The organism is Pseudomonas sp. B1-22 (genome assembly GCF_050474425.1).
Taxonomy (GTDB): domain Bacteria; phylum Pseudomonadota; class Gammaproteobacteria; order Pseudomonadales; family Pseudomonadaceae; genus Pseudomonas.
Genome location: NZ_JBCHVH010000002.1, coordinates 877,567 through 894,561, shown reverse-complemented (window position 1 = coordinate 894,561; position 16,995 = coordinate 877,567). Strand labels below are relative to the sequence as shown.

Here is a 16,995-nt window from a genome sequence, read left to right as displayed (position 1 = left end):
ATGGCCGCTGACAACTACACCACCGCCCGCCCGCTGGCGCCGCTGGACGCCCTGCGCCGCGCGCTGCTGGAGTGGGGGCGCAGCGACGGCGTCACCTGGATCTACATCGCCAAGGTGCTGCTCGCCTCGCTGCTGACTCTGTGGCTGGCGATGCGCCTGGAGCTGCCGCAACCGAGCACGGCGACCATCACCGTGTTCATCGTCATGCAGCCGCAGAGCGGCCAGGTGTTCGCCAAGAGCTTCTACCGGATCATCGGCAGCCTGATCGGCCTCTCCGTGATGGTCGCGCTGATCGCCATCTTCGCCCAGGAGCGGGTGCTGTTCCTGCTCGTCTCGGCGCTGTGGATCGGCCTGTGCACCGTGGGCGCCGCGCGCTACCGTGACTTCCGCTCCTATGCCTGCATGCTCGCCGGCTACACCGCCACGCTGATCGGCCTGCCCGCCACCCTGCACCCCGAGGCCGCGTTCATGTCGGCGATCTGGCGGGTGCTGGAAATCTGCCTGGGCATCGTCTGTTCCACCGTGGTCAGCGCCACGCTGTTCCCGCAGACCTCCGCCACTGCCATGCGCAGCGCGCTGTACCAGCGCTTCGGCGCCTTCGCCGGCTTCGTCCTGGACAACCTCGGCGGCGGCGAGCGGCCGAAGTTCGAGGCCGCCAACGTCGCCTTTGCCTCCCAGGCCGTGGGCCTGGAAGCGCTGCGCAGCGCCACCCGCTTCGAAGACCCGCACATGCGCCTGCGTTCCGGCCGCCTGTCGCGCCTGAACAACGAGTTCATGGTTCTCACCACCCGCTACAACGCGTTGCACCAGCTGCTCGAGCGCCTGCGTGTGCAGGAGGCCGAGGCGGTACTGCGGGCCTTGCAGTCATGCCTGGACGAGCTGGCCCAGGTGCTCGCCCCCTGGCGCGGCCAGTCGGTCACCGAGCGCGATGCCGAACGCCTGGCCGTGCAGCTCGAAGGCCATCGCTCGCGGATGATGCAGTGCATCCGCAGCGGTCGTGCGCAACTGCTCGCCGAGCAGGACGATCCGTCCGCGCTGCTGGACTACAACACCGCCGGCGAACTGCTCTACCGCCTGGCCGACGACCTCTACGACTACGCCCTGACCCACGCCTCCCTGGCTGCCCACAAGCACGAGCGGGAGAACTGGAAGCATGGCTTCTCGCCCAAGGCCAACCTGGTCGCCTCGCTGGTGGCCGGCGGGCGCACCGCGCTGATGGTGCTGATGTTCGGCCTGTTCTGGATCGAGACCGCCTGGCCCAGCGGCAGCACCTTCGTGCTCAACGCCGCCGCCGTCGCCGCGCTGGTCTCGGCCGCGCCCGATCCGGCGAAGCTGGCCATGCAGATGGCCGTGGGCACCTTCTTCGCGGCGATCCTCGGCTTCTCCGAAACGTTCTTCGTGTTCCCCCACCTCGACGGTTTCGCCCTGCTGGCCTATGCCCTGGCACCAGTGTTCGCGGTAGGCGCGTTCCTCTCGATCAAACCCAAGTACGCCGGCTACGGCCTGGGCCTGCTGGTGTTCTTCAGCTTCGGCGCGATCCCGGCCAACCTCACCGTCTACGATCCGGGCCGCATGCTCAACGAATACATCGCCCTGGTGCTGTCGCAGAGCCTGGCCGCGGTGATGGTCGCGGTGATCATGCCGCCGACCAGCGCCTGGCTGTGGCGGCGCCTGGAGAAGGATTTGCGCCTGCGGGTGGTGGAAGCCATCAGCGGCAAGCTCGACGGCCTGGTGTCGTCCTTCGAGAGCGGCACCCGCGACCTGCTCAACCAGGCCTATGGCGCGGCCGCGCGCAGCCCGCAGATGCAGCGCCGCCTGCTGCGCTGGACCTTCGTGGTGCTGGAGATCGGCCATGCGGTGATCGAGCTGCGCGCCGAACAGGAAGCCCTGCCGGACGAGCCCTGCTACGCGCAGTCGTCGCCCTGGCGGCAGTCGATCCGCGCCATGGGCCGTGCGCTGATCCGCCTGTTCGTCAAACCCGGCGAAGCCAACCGCGAGCGTGCCCTGGCCGCCGTGGAGCAGGCCATCGACTGCGTGAAGAACACCGACGAGCCGCGCGCCCCGGACTTCGAGAGTTCGCCCCTGCGCCGCGTGCTCAGCTACCTGCACTTCATCCGCAGCAGCCTGCTCGATCCGCAGTCGCCGCTGCGCGACAGCAAAACCTCTTCGGGAAAGACCTTACATGCTGCCTGACCTGCCCCGCGAGATCGCGTTCCACGGGGTCTACATGCCGACCCTGACCCTGATGTTCATCGTCGCCGCGGTGATCTGCTGGGGCATCGACCGCGTCTTCGCCTCCATCGGCCTGTACCGCTTTACCTGGCACCCGGCGCTGTTCCGCGTGTGCCTGTTCGCCTGCCTGTTCGGCGGGCTGTCCTTGACCATCTACAAATAACGAGCGTGCATCCATGACCCTCAAATCCATCATCAGCCTGCTGGCGACCCTGATCATCCTGGCGGTCGCCGCGTTGATCGGCCGCGCCCTCTGGGTGAACTACATGGATACCCCCTGGACCCGCGACGGCCGGGTGCGCGCCGACATCATCAACGTCGCCGCCGACGTCTCCGGCGTGGTGGTCGACGTGCCGGTGCGCGATAACCAGCAGGTGAAGAAAGGCGACCTGCTGATGCAGATCGACCCGGACCACTACCGCATCGCGGTGAAGCAGGCCGAAGCGGCAGTCGCCTCGCGCAAGGCCACCCTGCAGATGCGCCAGAGCAACGCCAAGCGCCGCCGCGCCATGGACGAGGAAGTGGTATCGCGCGAGAGCCTGGACGACGCCAGCAACACCGCCGCCGCCGCCGAGGCCGACTACCAGCAGGCGCTGGCCGCGCTGGATGCCGCCAGGCTGAACCTGGAGCGCACCCAGGTGCGCGCCTCGGTGGACGGCTACGTGACCAACCTCAACGTGCACCGGGGCGACTACGCCCGCGTGGGCGAGGCGAAGATGGCCGTGGTGGACGAGAACTCCTACTGGATCTACGGCTACTTCGAAGAAACCAAGCTGCCGCATATCCGCCTGGGTGACCCGGCCGAACTGCAACTGATGAGCGGCGAGCGCCTGAAGGGCCACGTCGAAAGCATCGCCCGCGCCATCTACGACCGCGACAACCCGGAAAGCCGCGAGCTGGTGGCCGACGTCAACCCGACCTTCAACTGGGTGCGCCTGGCCCAGCGCGTGCCGGTGCGCATCCACATCGACGAAGTGCCGAACGGCGTGCTGCTGGCAGCGGGGATTACCGCCACCGTGATCGTCAATCCGCAGACGCGCGATGCGCAGCGCTCGGATGGGGCGGCGGCTGCGGTGCAGTGATTCGAGCTGGTCAATGAAAACGGGAGCTTTGGCTCCCGTTTTCATTTTGGGGTAGTCGCGCTCCGTGCCGGGATGCTCCCGTAGGAGCGGAGCTTCTCCGCGATCACCGCGATAGCGGTGTAATCCCGGAGCCACCGGCCTGTGGACCGGATTCGCGGACAAGGTCCGCTACTACGTATAGTCCAGCGCGAGGGCCTGCCCTCACCCTAGCCCTCTCCCAGGGGGAGAGGGGACCGTTCGGCACAGGATGAAACTTTGGTGTCAGACGGCACGATCAGCTCCCTCTCCCTGAGGGAGAGGGCTGGGGTGAGGGGGATGGCCCAGGCACGGATTTATCCGGAACAAGACAGTTGCTCCTACAGCAAGCCGGTCAGCCCTCGGCTTCGCGCTGCCGATTCTTGTAACTGCCGCGAACGTTCATCGCCGCCAGGCACAGCTGCAGCAGCACCAGCGCATAGGCCCCGGCCGGAAGCCCCCAGGCGATCCACAGCGCATTGCTGGCGAGGAATACCCAGAAGCCCACCTTGCGCCGCCGGCGGTCGCGGGAGCCCACCAGCCAGGCGGCGAGGACGGTGACCAGCATGGCTGGCCATTGCAGCAGGTCGATCAGTTCATTCACGGGTCAGTCGATTTCAGGCGATTGTCCTGATTTCAGACCAGCCCCGGCGCGGCAAAGTGCGGACGAACTGGATAGCCATCGAGCAGGGCGTTGGTCATCTCCGCGTCCAGCGCACCGTTGAACGGCACGCCCAGCGCCTGGCGGTGGATGCCGGTGGCGGCCAGCCAGAGGGTGTCGATGCGCGCCGCCAGCGCACCGGGCACGTCGGTCACCAGCGAATCGCCGACGAACAGGATGTGCTTCGCCCCGCGTGCTTCCAGCTGGCGCTGGGCGATGCGGAAGGCCGATGGATCGGGCTTGCCGTACCAGTGCACCTGGCCGCCTTCCTCAGCGAAGGCTTCGGCCAGGCGGCCGGCGCCGAACACGGTCTTGCCGCCGGAGACCACCACGCGGTCCGGGTTGGCGCAGAGGAAGGGTTTGTCGGTGGCGCTGCGCAGCGGGGCGAAGCGTGCCTCCAGTTCGTCCTGGGGAAAGCTGCCGACGCCGAGGATCAGCGCGGCGGCGTTCAGGTCGTCGCAGAAGCGCTCGCGGATTTCGCCGGGCCAGGTGACCAGCGAATCCACCACGCCGACGGTGTGGATGCCGCCGCGCTGGAGTTCGGGTTCGTGGGTGAGGGCGTCGATGGCCAACTGGCCGGAGGTGGTGATGCCGCAGTACAGGTCGCGGGGGACGCCAAGGCGCTCCAGGGTATCGGCCATCTCGTTGACGCTGCGCGAGGCGTTGCTCAGGAACCACACTGGCTTGCCTTCGGTCGCGCGTCGGCGGAGCCAGGCGAGGGCGCCGGGGAAGACATCGAGGCCGTCGATCAGCACGCCCCAGAGGTCGAGCAGGTAGCCGTCGTAGTCGGCGCAGAAGGCGTCCAGGCCGGCGTGGTCGATGTAGCGGGTGTGAGTGACGGCGCTGAAGCGGGAGGAAGTCATGGCGGGCCTGGCGAGCGGGTAGGAGTCTTTCCTAACCTACCGCACTCGCGGGCCTTTGGCGTGTGCCGAAGCGAATCAGTGGCAGGAGGGCTTGCTGAAGACGCTCACAGTAACTCCTTGAGGTGGCAGGTGGAGAAGGCGCTGGTGCTGCAGGCGCCGCTGGCCAAGGCCTGGCGCAGTTTGTCCACGTCGGCCTTCTGCACATAGGCGATGGCATCCTTCATGTCGTCTTCGGTGCCGAAGCCGCCATCGGTCATTTCCTTGAGCGCGTCTTCCTTGCTCCAGCCCTCGACCACGGTGCGGTACATGGCCGCGAACAAGCCGGTGCGGTCACGCCCGTGCTTGCAGTGCATCAGCACCGGGCCTTGCTGCTGGGCCTGCTGGAGGATGCGCAGGACCTTCAGCACGTCGGCGTCGTCGACGCGGTCGGCATGGGTGGGGAAGCTCACGACGTCGATCGGCTGGTTGCCGACCCAGGTCTTGTCGTCGTCCTTGATGAAGCTGACCACGGTCTTCACCTTCAGCTGCTGCAGTTCCGGCAGGTTCTGGCTGCCGGGCAGGGCGCTGCGGTAGAGGGTCGGCGACATCTGGTAGAGGTTGAACGACTTGTCCACCGGCTTAGCCCAGTCGGCCTGCGTTTCGCCGGCGGCGAGGGCGGGAAGGGTGGTCAGGCTGGCGATCAGGGCAACGACGCCAGCGGCGCCGCGCAGAATGTGGGGAAAGGACATGGGGACTCCTCGGAAGGTCCGCGCCACCTTAGGCCGGTGCGCGTTGTGCCCCCATGAAAGGTGCGTGAAAAATGCGTGAAGCGGCTTCAGCGTGAGCCGTTTTGCAGGAATCGGGCCATGACCTCCGGGCGGAAGAACCACCAGACGCACAGCGGATAGCACAGGTAGCTGAGGGCGAAGATCAGCAGTGCCGCCGGGCTGGGCGTGTTCTTCCAGGCGGCCATGGCCACCAGGATCAGGTAGAGCACCGCCAGGCCGCCGCCGTAGAGCGCGGTCAGTCGCCAGCGTTCGCCGGTCTCGGCCAGGCGCTTGTGCCGGCGGGCGAACCAGAAGGCCATGCCAGCTGCGATCAACGCCGCCACCAGCAGGGTCGCCGGCACGCCGCCGACCCGCAGCAGGCCACGGGCGACCACGTTGAGGAAGAAGGCGGCGAGGATGCCGGCCAGGGCGAGGTAGCGGACCGGGTAGGTCATCAGAGTTGCCCGTCGAGACCGAAGCGTTTCTTCAGCACCTTGTCCAGCAGCCCGGTGGGCAGGCAGCGGGCGATCAGCGGCAGGGCGCGGCTGCCGTGGCCGATGCGCACCAGGCGCGGGCGTGGCGAGCGCTGCACGGCGGCCAGCAGTTCGCGGGCGAAGTCGCTGGCCGGAGTGGGCTTGTCCTGGGATGCGGCGGCGCGCGCCTGGATGAAGGCGCGCAGCGGCCACCAGGCCGAATCCTCGCTGACCACCGTCGCCATCTCGCGGCTGGCATTGGCGCCGAAGTTGGAGGCAATGGCGCCGGGCTGCACTTCCAGCACCTCGATGCCGAAGGGCGCGAGTTCCAGGCGCAGCGCTTCGTTCAGCGCATGCACCGCCGCCTTAGACGCGCAGTACGCGCCGGCGAAGGGCGTGACCAGCACGCCGGACACGCTGCCGACGTTCACCACCAGCCCGCGCCGTGCGCGCAGGGCCGGGAACAGCGCGCGGGTGAGGCCGACCACGGCGAACACGTTGGTCTCGAACTGCTTGCGGAGCGCCTCGCTGCCGCCATCCAGCAGTGGTCCCATGGCGCCGTAGCCGGCGTTGTTGACCAGCACGTCGAGGCCGCCAGCTTCGCGCTGCAGCTGCTCGGCGAGCCGCGCCACGGCGGGTTCGTCGTTGACGTCCAGCCGTACCCCACGAAAACCCGCCTGGTCGAGGGCGGCGACGTCTTCGTCACGGCGCGCGGTGGCCCAGACCTGGTAGCCGGCGTTCTGGAAGGCGTCGGCGAGGGCGCGGCCGATGCCGCTGGAGCAACCGGTGATGAGGGCGACGGGGTGGGGCATGGCGGGCGGTCCTTGGCTGTGGGCGGGACTACCGTACCGGATTGTGCGGGGCAGGTGAATCAGTTGCCGAAGCGGCCGTTCACATGTTCCGCGCGAAACTCCAGGGTGCTGGCGCGGTAGCCGGGGCGCAGCGGCGGCAGCGGCAGGCAGTCGCTCCAGGCATCGCCGGCAAGCAGCGCGCCGGGGCCGCGGTAGCGTGGGGCTTCGTAGAGGTTTTCGGCGAGGTCCGTGGTGTCGCCGGGGCGGTAGGCGGCGACCTTCCAGCGCAGCTCCAGCAGCGGCCGCGAGGCGCCGTTCTTGAGGCTGACCGCCAGCGGGCGGCCGGGTGGGCACTGGTCGGGCTGGTAGGCGATGCGCAGTTCCAGGTGCTGCAGCTGGCGGGTGTCGTTGCTGTCCTGCCAGATGGCGAGGGCGATCACCGCCGCCAGGCCGACCAGGCCGGCGCCGGAAATGGGCAGGGCGCGGGAGGGATAGCGGATCAGCAGGATGATCCAGGTGACGATCAGTAGGATGCCGTACAGCATGGAGCGCTCCGCGGGGATTTGCTGGATACCTTAGCAGGGGGCGGGGTGTGGCGGGTTGATCGCGGCACGGCTCTCGTAGGAGCGGACCTTGTCCGCGAAGTCCATCGCGGCCGACTCGGTGCTCTATGTGAATGTCGGAGTCATGCGCGCGAGTAGGAGCGGACTCTGTCCGCGATGCTTTTTGTTAGGGTGTTCAGCGCCGCTTCGGCGTGCTCGGATGTCCTCTGTTTCGCCCCCTCGGGCGAGTCACTTCTTCCAAACGCCGAAGAAGTAACCAAGAAGGCTTGCCCCTGCATCCGGCCCCGGCTTCGCCGGGGTTCCCTCGTTCCATCGGAATTTCAGGGGCCCGCGTCGACGGGCCATCCCTGGCCCGACGACGCTCTCGCGGCATCCATGCCGCTTAACCCCTGAAACTCCGATTCCACTCGGCCTCCTGAAGGGGCGCTCGGAGTGTGCGGAGGTTTCTCTGGAAGTCATCAAGAGCCAAAGCCAAAGCCAAAGCTGAAGTGGCGGACTTTCGTAGGAGCGGACCTTGTCCGCGAAATCCCTCGCGGCGGAATTTGCGCTGATAGGCAAACACCGGTGTTTGCCGCCGACCTGTAGGACCGAGGGGGACTCCCAGTCCTTGCTCGCGAACCGCTCAACAGCGGTGCAGCAGGGAAACTCTGTTCGCGAGCAAGCTCGCTCCTATGAAAAGCGGCCCGTCACGCGGGACGTACCCGTAGGGCGAATAACGCGCAGCGTTATCCGCCGTGATGGGTATCGCTTCGCTCCACGCCATCCTACGACTGCAATTCTTCTCTGCTCTCTGCTCTCTGCTCTCTGCTCTCTGCTCTCTGCTCTCTGCTCTCTGCTCTCTGCTTTCACCGAAGTCCCAGGCGCGCGCAGAGTCCCGTCAGGAGGCCGAGTGGAGGTATTGCGCAGAGGGGCGAGCGACATGGATGTCGCGAGAGGCGTAAAGGGCCAGGGACGGCCCTTGTACGCCGACCCTCGGAGCGATACCGGAAGGAGGGAAGTCTTCGCGAAGCGAAGACCCGGATGTCGGGACGAGACCTTTGGTTACTTTGCGTCGTTTGGCAAAGTAACTCGCCCGAGGGGGCGAAACAGAAGACATCCGAACACGCCGAAGCGGCGCAGAAACACCGGGCAAAACGGCGGATAACGTCTTAGGCGTTATGCGCCCTACCAAAAGCAAGAGCATCGCGGACGGAGTCCGCTCCTACGAAGGGCCCCGGCCGTCAATTCCGTCGTCGTAATTGACGGTTCGCACATAAAAAAGCCCCCGCACCAGTCGGTACGGGGGCATTGGCGCCGATGAGGGAAGCGCCAGACTCAGCGGGCTACTGCGCGCAGCGGCTCGACGTTCTCGGTGGTGCGCCCATAGACGTCTTCCAGACGCTCGATGTCGTCTTCGCCCAGGTAGCTGCCCGACTGCACCTCGATGATCTCCAGCGGGATCTTGCCCGGGTTGGCCAGGCGGTGGACCGAGGCGATCGGGATGTAGGTGGACTGGTTCTCGGTGAGCAGGAAGGTGTTGTCGTCACAGGTCACCTGGGCCGTGCCGGATACCACGATCCAGTGCTCGGCGCGGTGGTGGTGCATCTGCAGCGATAGGCGTGCGCCCGGCTTCACGGTGATGTGCTTGACCTGGAAGCGGCCGCCCATGTCCACCGAGTCGTAGGAGCCCCACGGGCGGTAGACCTGGCAGTGGTTCTGGGTTTCGCTGCGGCCGGCGGCGTCGAGCTGGTTGACCACCTTCTTGACGTCCTGCACGCGGTCCTTGTGGGCGATCATCATGGCGTCCTTGGTCTCGACGACCACGATGTCCTCGAGGCCAACCACCGAGACCAGCTTGCCGTTGCCGTGCACCAGGCAGTTGTGGCTGTCGTGGACCACCACGTCGCCCATGGTGACGTTGCCGTCGGCGTCCTTCTCGTGGACTTCCCAGATCGACGACCAGCTGCCGACGTCGTTCCAGCCGGCGGCCAGCGGCACTACGCAGGCGCGGCGGGTCTTTTCCATCACGGCGTAGTCGATGGAGTTGTCCGGGCAGCATTCGAAGGTGGCGGCGTCGATGCTCACCACGTTGCCGTCGTGCTGGCTGCGCTCCAGGGCGAGCAGGCAGGTGTCGTAGATGTCGGTGTCGTGCTTCTTCAGTTCTTCCAGGAAGCGGCTGGCGCGGAACAGGAACATGCCGCTGTTCCAGTAGTAGCCGCCTTCCTCGACGAACTGTTTGGCGCGGGCTTCATCGGGCTTCTCGATGAAGCGCTCGACCCGGATCACGCCGTCCGGGAGGCCGCGCTCGTCGCCGGACTTGATGTATCCGTAGCCGGTTTCCGGGCGATTGGCGGGAACGCCGAAGAGCACCATTTCGCCTTTCTCGGCGGCGTTGGTGGCCAGGGCAAGGGCTCGCTGGAAGGCGCGCTGGTCCTCGATCACGTGGTCGGCCGGGAGGATCAGCAGCAGCTCGTCACGGCCTTCGGCGATCAGCTTCATGGCGGCAATCGCCACGGCCGGCGCGGTATTGCGGCCGAAGGGTTCGAGCAGGATGGCCTGGGTGTTCAGTTGCAGCGCGTCGAGCTGCTCCTGGACGATGAAACGGTGCTCCTGGTTGCTGACCACCACCGGCGCTTCCATGCCGTCGAAGATCAGGCGCTCCAGCGTCTGCTGGAAAAGGGTGTGCTCGCCGGTGAGGGCGAGGAACTGCTTGGGGTACTGCTTGCGGGAAAGAGGCCAGAGTCGCGAGCCGCTGCCACCGGAAAGGATTACTGGAATCATGGGGTTTCTCCTAAAGCGTTCGTGCGTACTGTTTGCCGCGCCACACCATGTGACCCGACGTGCCTTGTGGGTGACCTCTCCTGTGCATGCCGTCGTTGCGGCGCACTGATTCTTCTGCCGGTGCGATGCCGGTCTTGTTGTTCTGGAAGGGCAGGGGCGCCATGGGAGCGCCCTCACCCCGAGGCTCGCCCCGGAGGGCGAGCAGGCAGTTCGTGCCGGCGGGAGACGCGCAGTCTCGTCCGCACTCCGGGTGGGAGCGGTTGGGGAACGGCCGCCGGCTCATGGGATCAGTCCACTTTCACGGGGCGCTTGACCCATACCGGGTTGAGCTTGCCGCCCTCGCCGGTGACGTAGAGGCAGACCACTTCGCCGCGCTCGAGGGTGACCGGCTTGAGGTCGCTGACCTTGGTCGCACCGTCGAACAGCGCCAGGTTCACTTTCACCGGGTTGATCTCGCGGTCACCGTGGCTTTGCGGGGCGACGTTGGCGACCACGTCGGTCTTGCCATCGGCGGTCTTCAGGGTCAGGGCCTTGCCGCTGAGGTTCTGCACGCGGACCAGGGCCTTCTGCTTGTTCTTGAACGGCGGCTCGGGCACCAGGCGCGGTTGGCCGCCGGGTTGGCTGACGAGGGTGTAGTAGGCGTCCGGATCGAGTTTCACCGGCAGGCTCTGGGTACCGACCTTGGCGGTGTAATTGCCCGCCGGGAGGAACTTGAAGTCGCTGGAGCCCAGGGGCGAGACGTCATTGAGGGTGGCGTTGCCGACCGCGACGTTCAGTTCGGAGCTGCCGGCGTTGTAGGCCCGCACGAAGGCGGAACCCTTGGGCGCCTGCGGCCCGTAGAGCGCGCCTTCACCGCCGGCGAAGGCGCCGAAGGACGCTGCGCCCAGGCAGAGGGCCAGCGCGGACGACTTCAGGGTGCGAATGGTCAGTCGGTTCATGGGGTGTACCTCCGTCTTCTCACTTTTGTGGGGCATGGGTGATGCCCTGTCTCGGCGCTCAGTGCGCCGTGGGGTTGGTGGCCTGGTTGGCGGCCAGGCGTTCGTCACGGTTGCCCGCCGCGCGCAGCTGGGCGACCCATTCCGGGTTGAACTGGCTGAGGTCGCTGTGCATCGGCAGGTAGCGTTCGGGGAATTCCCAGACCAGCAGTTGCGCAGGCTTCTGCTTGAAGCCTTCGTCCTGCAGGAGTTCGAGCATCGGCTCCAGGGGGCCTTTGCCTTCCTTGGCGTAGTTGATGACATCCGCCGACAGCGCCTGCTTCAGGGCGCCGGCGAAGTTCCAGCGCGGGTTGGCGCTGTAGCTGGTGCCGACCAGGGCGACCTGCGGCTGGGCGCTGTCGCCGAACAGGTCGCCGCCGCCGTCGGTGGAGGCCGCCGCGGCGTCCTCGGCCGGGTGGGTCTGGCGCTGTTCGAGCTGGTCCTCGGGGGGCAGCAGGTTGGCGAACAGCGGGTCCAGCGGCAGGAAGGTGAGCAGGTCGCCCTTGTGCGGGCCGCTCTTGCCGGCTTCGGTGATGAAGGTCTGGGTCGGCAGGTCGGCGCCCTGGCCGGCACGGATGCTCTCGCCCAGGCGCTGGGCCACGGCTTCGGCGCCCAGCGGCGTCCAGTGGGTGTCGGTGCGCAGGAAGACCTGGCCGTTGTCCTTGGCTTTTTCCAGGGTTTCCAGCAGCGCCGGCGCGGCCATGCCGGCCTGGCGGGCGCGTTGCAGGAAGTCCTGGTAGAGCGAGGCGTGCAGTGCCGCCGGTTGTTCCTTGCCCAGGTACTCGGGGTAGAGGCGGGTCTTGGCCGGGATGATCGCCAGCACCAGCTTCACGCCACGGCGTTCCAGCTCCTGCTGTACGCCGCGAATGAGCGCCCAGTTGTCGTCCAGCTGCTGCTGGGTCGGGGCGGGCTTGAACTCCTCGTCGGTGAACAGCCAGCCGTCCTTGCCGAGCACGACGCCCGGACGGCCTTCCTCGAAGACGGTGTAGTCCAGCGCGGCCCAGAGGTTGGTGCCCAGGCGCTTGATCGGGAATTGTTCGTCATAGTGGCCTTCGAAGGCATGAGCCAGCTTGCCGTTGAGCACGGTGGTGCCTTCGGCGGCGGAGAAGCTGGGGAAGGCCTTCAGCGACAGGCCGGCCAGGCCCAGCAGCATTCCGCCGAACACGGCGATGTAGGTGTACTGCAGGGGCTTGCTGATGTGCGGGTGTGTAGTCGGTTGCATGATCCGGCCTCGCTCAGAACTGGAAGTAGAGGAACGGCGAGTAGCTCTGCGCCGAGAGCTTGAGCACCGAGGCGGCGAACAGCAGGAGCAGGGCGATGCGGGTCGCCAGCACCGGCAGCTGGGTCATCCAGTGCGGCTGGTAGACCGCCGCGCCGCTGGGCGAATAGGCGATGGCCGCCGGGTCGTCCTGGGCTGCCGCCGGGGTGCGCGGCTGGGCGCTGGCCGGGCCGTCGGCGCGGGCCTCGTCGGACTTGGCCGCCGCCTTGGGTGCCTTGCTCTGCAGCGGCTGGTTGTAGAACTGGCGGATGCCGAAGAAGGCCAGGACGATGTAGGCGACCACCAGGGTGCCGACCTGCAGGCCGGTGAGGCTGGCGCGATTGAGCTCGGAGAGCTTCCAGTCGCCGAAGCTGAACATGGCTTCGTACATGCGCCAGGCCACGTGCAGGTTCTCGGCGCGGAAGATCACCCAGCCGACGATCACCAGCAGGAAGGTGAACAGCCACTTCACCGGGTTGAGCACGTGGGGCGCGGCGTTCACGCCCAGGGCGCGCTCGATGGCCAGCCATACGCCGTGCCAGGCGCCCCAGATGATGTAGGTGACGTTGGCGCCGTGCCACAGGCCGCCCAGCAGCATGGTCAGGATCAGGTTGCGGTAGGTCTGGAAGGTGGTGCCGCGGTTGCCGCCCAGGCTGATGTACAGGTAGTCGCGCAGCCAGGTGGACAGGCTGATGTGCCAGCGCCGCCAGAACTCGGTGATGGACTGGCTGATATAGGGCTGGTTGAAGTTCTCCATGAAGCGGAAGCCCATCATCAGGCCCAGGCCGATGGCCATGTCGCTGTAGCCGGAGAAGTCGAAGTACAGCTGCGCGGTGTAGGCCATGGCACCGAGCCAGGCGTCGCCGGTGGTTGGGTCCTGCAGGGCGAAGCAGTGGTCGGCCACGGCCGCCAGGGTGTCGGCGATGAACACCTTCTTGACGAAGCCCTGCATGAAGCGGGTGCAGCCTTCGGCGAACTTGTCGACGGTGTGGGTGCGGTGGTTGAACTGGTCGACCAGGTCCTTGAAGCGCAGCACGGGGCCGGCGATCAGGTGCGGGAAGATCGCCACGAAGGCCGCGAAGTCGATCAGGTTGTGCGTGGCCGGCGTGTCGCCGCGGTACACGTCGATGATGTAGCTGATCGATTCGAAGGTGTAGAAGCTGATGCCGATGGGCAGCAGGATGTGGGTCAGCACGAAGGGCTGCATGCCCATCGAGGTGATGATCTGGTTGAGGCTGTCGACGCCGAAGTTGGCGTACTTGAAGTAGCCGAGCACGCAGAGGTCGACCACCACGCCGAGGATCAGCCAGCGCTGCGCGGCCTTGGTGCGCACGCCGGCCGCACCGATGCGCAGGCCGATCCAGTAGTTGAACAGCGTCACGCCGGCGAACAGGGCCAGGAAGTCGACACGCCACCATGCGTAGAAGACGTAGCTGGCTACCAGCAACAGAAGGTTGCGGTAGCGGTTCCCGCTCAGGTAGTACAGGCCGAGGAACATCGGCAGGAACAGGAACAGGAACACGTTGGAAGAAAAGACCATTCCGCGTCTCTCTCTGGAGCTTCAAACCTAAGGTCGCTCCAGCCTTTCCGGCATCTTTCGATGCCCAGAGGAAAGGCCGGGACAACCCGCCATTCCTCCCCTGGTATTGCTAAATCTGTTGCGCCCGCCCGCGTCTTTGTCGCGTGGGTCGGGTGGTGTTCGTGCCCCGCGTGTGCGGGATGGGTAGCTCTTCGTAGGAGCGAGCTTGCTCGCGAACCGCCCGACGCCGGAGCTCCCGGAGATACTCTTCGCGAGCAAGCTCGCTCCTACAGGTCCCGGCCGGATGACGCGAAGCGTTATCCGCCGCAGGTTGGTGCCAGATCCTTCGGCGGATAACCGCAAGCGGTTATGCGCCCTACGGGTAGTGGGGAAGGGGACTTTCGAGCCCTCCTCGCCAGCCCTCAGTGCCAGGTCAAACCTCTCGTCGTCACGGAGAGGCCGGGGTGGGGCGCTGCTTCAGCTCCCCGCCCCCTGTCGGTTGAAAACCTTGGTCACCTCGCCACCCAGACGGAAGCTGTTGAAGGGTTCCATCTTCTTCTTCCAGTCCTGGGTCTTGGGCGCGCAGCTGTAGAGCGCGCAGTAGGGTTCCAGCCAGGCGAACTTGCTGTTCTCCTTGAGATCGTCCATGTCCTGGTCCTTGCCGGTCTTCTCGTCGAAGTCGTTCTGGTCGTCCACGCCCTGCATCACGCGGTTGGCCAGACGCTGCAGGGCGCCGTTGTTTTCCTGGCGCAGGTCGACGCCGTTCACCTGGGCGAAGGCGGCGATCATGGTCAGCGGCGGCAGCGAGTAGTTGTGGTAGGACAGCGCGCGCTGGTTGCGCTTGAGTTCGTTGGGCAGGTAGCCGTCGTTGTCCACCTGGTTGGCGGCGACCTTGAACTCCTGCACCGACCAGTCGAACAGGTCGCGGCGGTTGGTCACCACGGCGGTGGACATCACCGACCAGGCGGCCCAGTAGGAGTGGTTGTTGATCTTCTTCAGCGGCAGGTCGCTCCAGTCGCGTACCACCTGGCTGCCCAGGGTGCTGAACCAGCTCTCGATGGTCTTCGACTGCTCGGCATAGGCCGACAGCGGACGGCTGCTGGAGAACTTCAGGCGCATGTAGGACGACGACAGGCTGCCGAGGGCCCATTTGCGCATGGACTTGCCGGTGTGGTTGAAGTCGGTGCTTTCCAGCGCGCCGGCCTGGGCCCAGGCTTCCAGCCAGTTCATCGCGCAGTCCAGGTCACCCTTGTTGCCGCTACGCATGTACTGGGTGATCAGCTTGGCGGTGCCGCGCTCCATCTCGGTGATGTCCTTGATCTGGCTGCGGAACTCTTTTTCCGCGTCGGCATTGAGCGTCGAGCGCGACGAGTCCGAGCCCTTGTACTTGCTGGTGAACTGTAGGCTGCCGGTGTAGGGCGTGGGGATCGCCGGACAGCTGTCCGAGTCCTTCTTGCTGCCTTTTTCACCGACGGCGGAGAAGTAACCCGGTGGCGGCACCAGGTCGGCGGCGCGAGTGGCCTGGCCGCCGAACAGCGCGCCGACCACGGCGATGGTCAGGCCGATTCGGGCAACCACGGGGGTCTTGATCTTGCGTAGGCTGGGCATGGCTTTCGTCCCCGCTCTCTAGTTGGCGGCCATATCGGCCGACTTGGCTTTGGGGGTCTGACAGAGCTTGGCCTCGACCTCCAGGCCCGCCGGCATGTCTTCCGGCGCCTCGATTTCCAGGGAGAGGAACTGCTGGTTCGACCAGTCTTCGTCGTTGCGCAGTTCGAACACGTAGCGGCCGCCGGTATCCACGGCCTTGGACTGTTCGATCTTGAGCTGTTCGCGACGACCGTTCATGTACCAGATGGTGTTCTTGAGTTCGTGCACGCCGGGGTCGGAGTAGGTGACGTCGGCGGTGTAGCTGCCCGAGCGGATCGGCGCTGCGCCACTGTTGACCAGTACCTCGTTGCTGCCCGGATGCAGCTTGACCTTGCGGGTCAGCGCCGGCTTGCCGTCGGCGCAGCCGTTGTCCACCAGCGGCATGGCCTGGCGGTAGAAACTCTTCTGCGCCATGTCGTAGTGGGTGGCGAATTCCCAGATGAGGATCTTCGGCGGCTTGTCGTGGAATTCCTTGCTGGTCATGTAGGCCAGCAGCGAGCTGTCGAAGCCGCCACCGGAGACCGCGTTGTTGAGGATGTCGACCTTGGCGTACTCCTCCAGGAAGCCGGCGAAGTTGTAGGCCGGGCCGCTGTTGGAGGTGCCGACCAGCGCGACCTGGGCGTTGCCGCCTTCGCCGAACAGGTCGCCGCCGCCCGAATCGCCCACCGGCTCGGTCTCGAAGCGGTCGACGTACTGCGGTGCATAGCCGCTGCCGCACAGCTGGGCGGCGGCCTTGTGGAAGGTGCCGAGCTTGGACAGCAGGCCCACGCGCTTGCTTTCGAAGTCCTTCTTCGGCACGTCCTTGTACGACGGGATTTCCTTCAGGGTCTCGGCCACGATCTTCGCGCTGCGCATCGCGCCATACGGGGTCCAGTGGTGGTCGCCCTTGAAGTAGTAGGGGTGCTCTTCCTTCTCGTCGAACAGCGGGGAGAAGTCCGGGGTGTAGATTCCGGCCTTGCGGAACTGCTCGATGGTCGCCAGGTAGTTCCGCTTGGCCAGTTCATAGTTGAAGCTGGCCTTCTCCTGCGGGTTGAGCTTCTCGCGGTTCACCAGGCCACGGGTGGGCTGGTAGACGACGACCAGGTCGATGCCCTTGCGCTTGAGTTCGTCGCGCAGTTGCTTGAGCTCGCGCCAGCCCTCGGCGCTGGTGCCGAAGTCGGTGCGCAGGTCGTAGGTGGTACGGAACAGCCAGTCTTCCTGGGCCGGCACCAGGTGGGTGAAGAAGCCCAGGTACTTGGTGTTGTAGGCCGCGTCGTTGGCCGCGTTCGGGCACAGGGCCGGGGTCGGCTGGGCGGTATAGGTCGGCGCCGAGGCGTCGGCGGCCAGGGCCTGCTGGGCGAGCAGCAGGCTGGCGGTGAGGCCCGACAGGCGCAGCAGGTTGGAAGTCATACGTTTCATGGTCGGTCGGTCC

At 66.3% G+C, this 16,995-nt stretch carries 15 protein-coding genes; 3 read left to right on the top strand and 12 right to left on the bottom strand.

Annotation, left to right across the window (positions count from 1 at the left end):
- The 3 genes from ACQ5BL_RS10940 to ACQ5BL_RS10930 are packed head-to-tail and all read left to right on the top strand — an operon-like array spanning position 1 to position 3,314.
- Positions 1–2,193 (top strand): FUSC family protein, encoded by a 2,193-nt coding sequence (locus ACQ5BL_RS10940; RefSeq protein WP_243806339.1) that lies wholly within the window; start codon positions 1–3, stop codon positions 2,191–2,193.
- A gap of 1 nt (position 2,194) precedes the next feature.
- Complete coding sequence (locus ACQ5BL_RS10935) at positions 2,195–2,395, top strand: DUF1656 domain-containing protein (protein ID WP_207886088.1); 201 nt, start codon at positions 2,195–2,197, stop codon at positions 2,393–2,395.
- A gap of 13 nt (positions 2,396–2,408) precedes the next feature.
- Complete coding sequence (locus ACQ5BL_RS10930) at positions 2,409–3,314, top strand: efflux RND transporter periplasmic adaptor subunit (protein WP_243806338.1); 906 nt, start codon at positions 2,409–2,411, stop codon at positions 3,312–3,314.
- Positions 3,315–3,684: 370 nt separating this feature from the next.
- Here ACQ5BL_RS10930 and ACQ5BL_RS10925 read toward each other — a convergent pair whose 3' ends face one another.
- The 12 genes from ACQ5BL_RS10925 to ACQ5BL_RS10870 form a co-directional block, all read right to left on the bottom strand.
- Positions 3,685–3,897, bottom strand: a complete 213-nt coding sequence (locus ACQ5BL_RS10925; RefSeq protein WP_243806707.1) for a hypothetical protein — start codon at positions 3,895–3,897, stop codon at positions 3,685–3,687.
- A gap of 68 nt (positions 3,898–3,965) precedes the next feature.
- Positions 3,966–4,853: a TIGR01459 family HAD-type hydrolase gene (locus ACQ5BL_RS10920; RefSeq protein WP_243806336.1), complete on the bottom strand. Its 888-nt coding sequence runs from the start codon at positions 4,851–4,853 to the stop codon at positions 3,966–3,968.
- 104 nt (positions 4,854–4,957) lie between these two features.
- Positions 4,958–5,581, bottom strand: a complete 624-nt coding sequence (locus ACQ5BL_RS10915; protein WP_243806334.1) for a tyrosine-protein phosphatase — start codon at positions 5,579–5,581, stop codon at positions 4,958–4,960.
- 86 nt (positions 5,582–5,667) lie between these two features.
- On the bottom strand, positions 5,668–6,054 hold the full coding sequence (locus ACQ5BL_RS10910; RefSeq protein ID WP_243806332.1) for a hypothetical protein: 387 nt from the start codon (positions 6,052–6,054) through the stop codon (positions 5,668–5,670).
- Complete coding sequence (locus tag ACQ5BL_RS10905) at positions 6,054–6,884, bottom strand: SDR family oxidoreductase (protein WP_243806330.1); 831 nt, start codon at positions 6,882–6,884, stop codon at positions 6,054–6,056. Before ACQ5BL_RS10905 ends, ACQ5BL_RS10910 begins: the two co-directional genes overlap by 1 nt.
- A gap of 59 nt (positions 6,885–6,943) precedes the next feature.
- The gene (locus tag ACQ5BL_RS10900) at positions 6,944–7,408 is read right to left on the bottom strand and encodes a multidrug transporter (RefSeq protein ID WP_207885893.1); all 465 of its coding nucleotides are present in this window, start codon (positions 7,406–7,408) and stop codon (positions 6,944–6,946) included.
- 1,332 nt (positions 7,409–8,740) lie between these two features.
- Positions 8,741–10,186, bottom strand: a complete 1,446-nt coding sequence (locus ACQ5BL_RS10895) for a mannose-1-phosphate guanylyltransferase/mannose-6-phosphate isomerase (protein ID WP_207887667.1) — start codon at positions 10,184–10,186, stop codon at positions 8,741–8,743.
- Positions 10,187–10,473: 287 nt separating this feature from the next.
- Complete coding sequence (gene algF / locus ACQ5BL_RS10890) at positions 10,474–11,124, bottom strand: alginate O-acetyltransferase AlgF (RefSeq protein ID WP_243806328.1); 651 nt, start codon at positions 11,122–11,124, stop codon at positions 10,474–10,476.
- Between the two features lie 58 nt (positions 11,125–11,182).
- The gene (locus tag ACQ5BL_RS10885) at positions 11,183–12,382 is read right to left on the bottom strand and encodes an alginate O-acetyltransferase (RefSeq protein WP_243806325.1); all 1,200 of its coding nucleotides are present in this window, start codon (positions 12,380–12,382) and stop codon (positions 11,183–11,185) included.
- Between the two features lie 13 nt (positions 12,383–12,395).
- Entirely contained in the window at positions 12,396–13,958 is a 1,563-nt protein-coding gene (locus ACQ5BL_RS10880) for an MBOAT family O-acyltransferase (RefSeq protein ID WP_243806323.1), read from the bottom strand.
- A 456-nt stretch (positions 13,959–14,414) separates the two neighbouring features.
- Positions 14,415–15,527 carry a mannuronate-specific alginate lyase gene (locus tag ACQ5BL_RS10875; protein ID WP_207887772.1) on the bottom strand — a complete coding sequence of 371 codons (1,113 nt, stop codon included), beginning with the start codon at positions 15,525–15,527 and terminating at the stop codon, positions 14,415–14,417.
- A 36-nt stretch (positions 15,528–15,563) separates the two neighbouring features.
- Entirely contained in the window at positions 15,564–16,982 is a 1,419-nt protein-coding gene (locus ACQ5BL_RS10870) for an alginate O-acetyltransferase (protein ID WP_207887675.1), read from the bottom strand.
- Positions 16,983–16,995 lie beyond the last annotated feature (13 nt).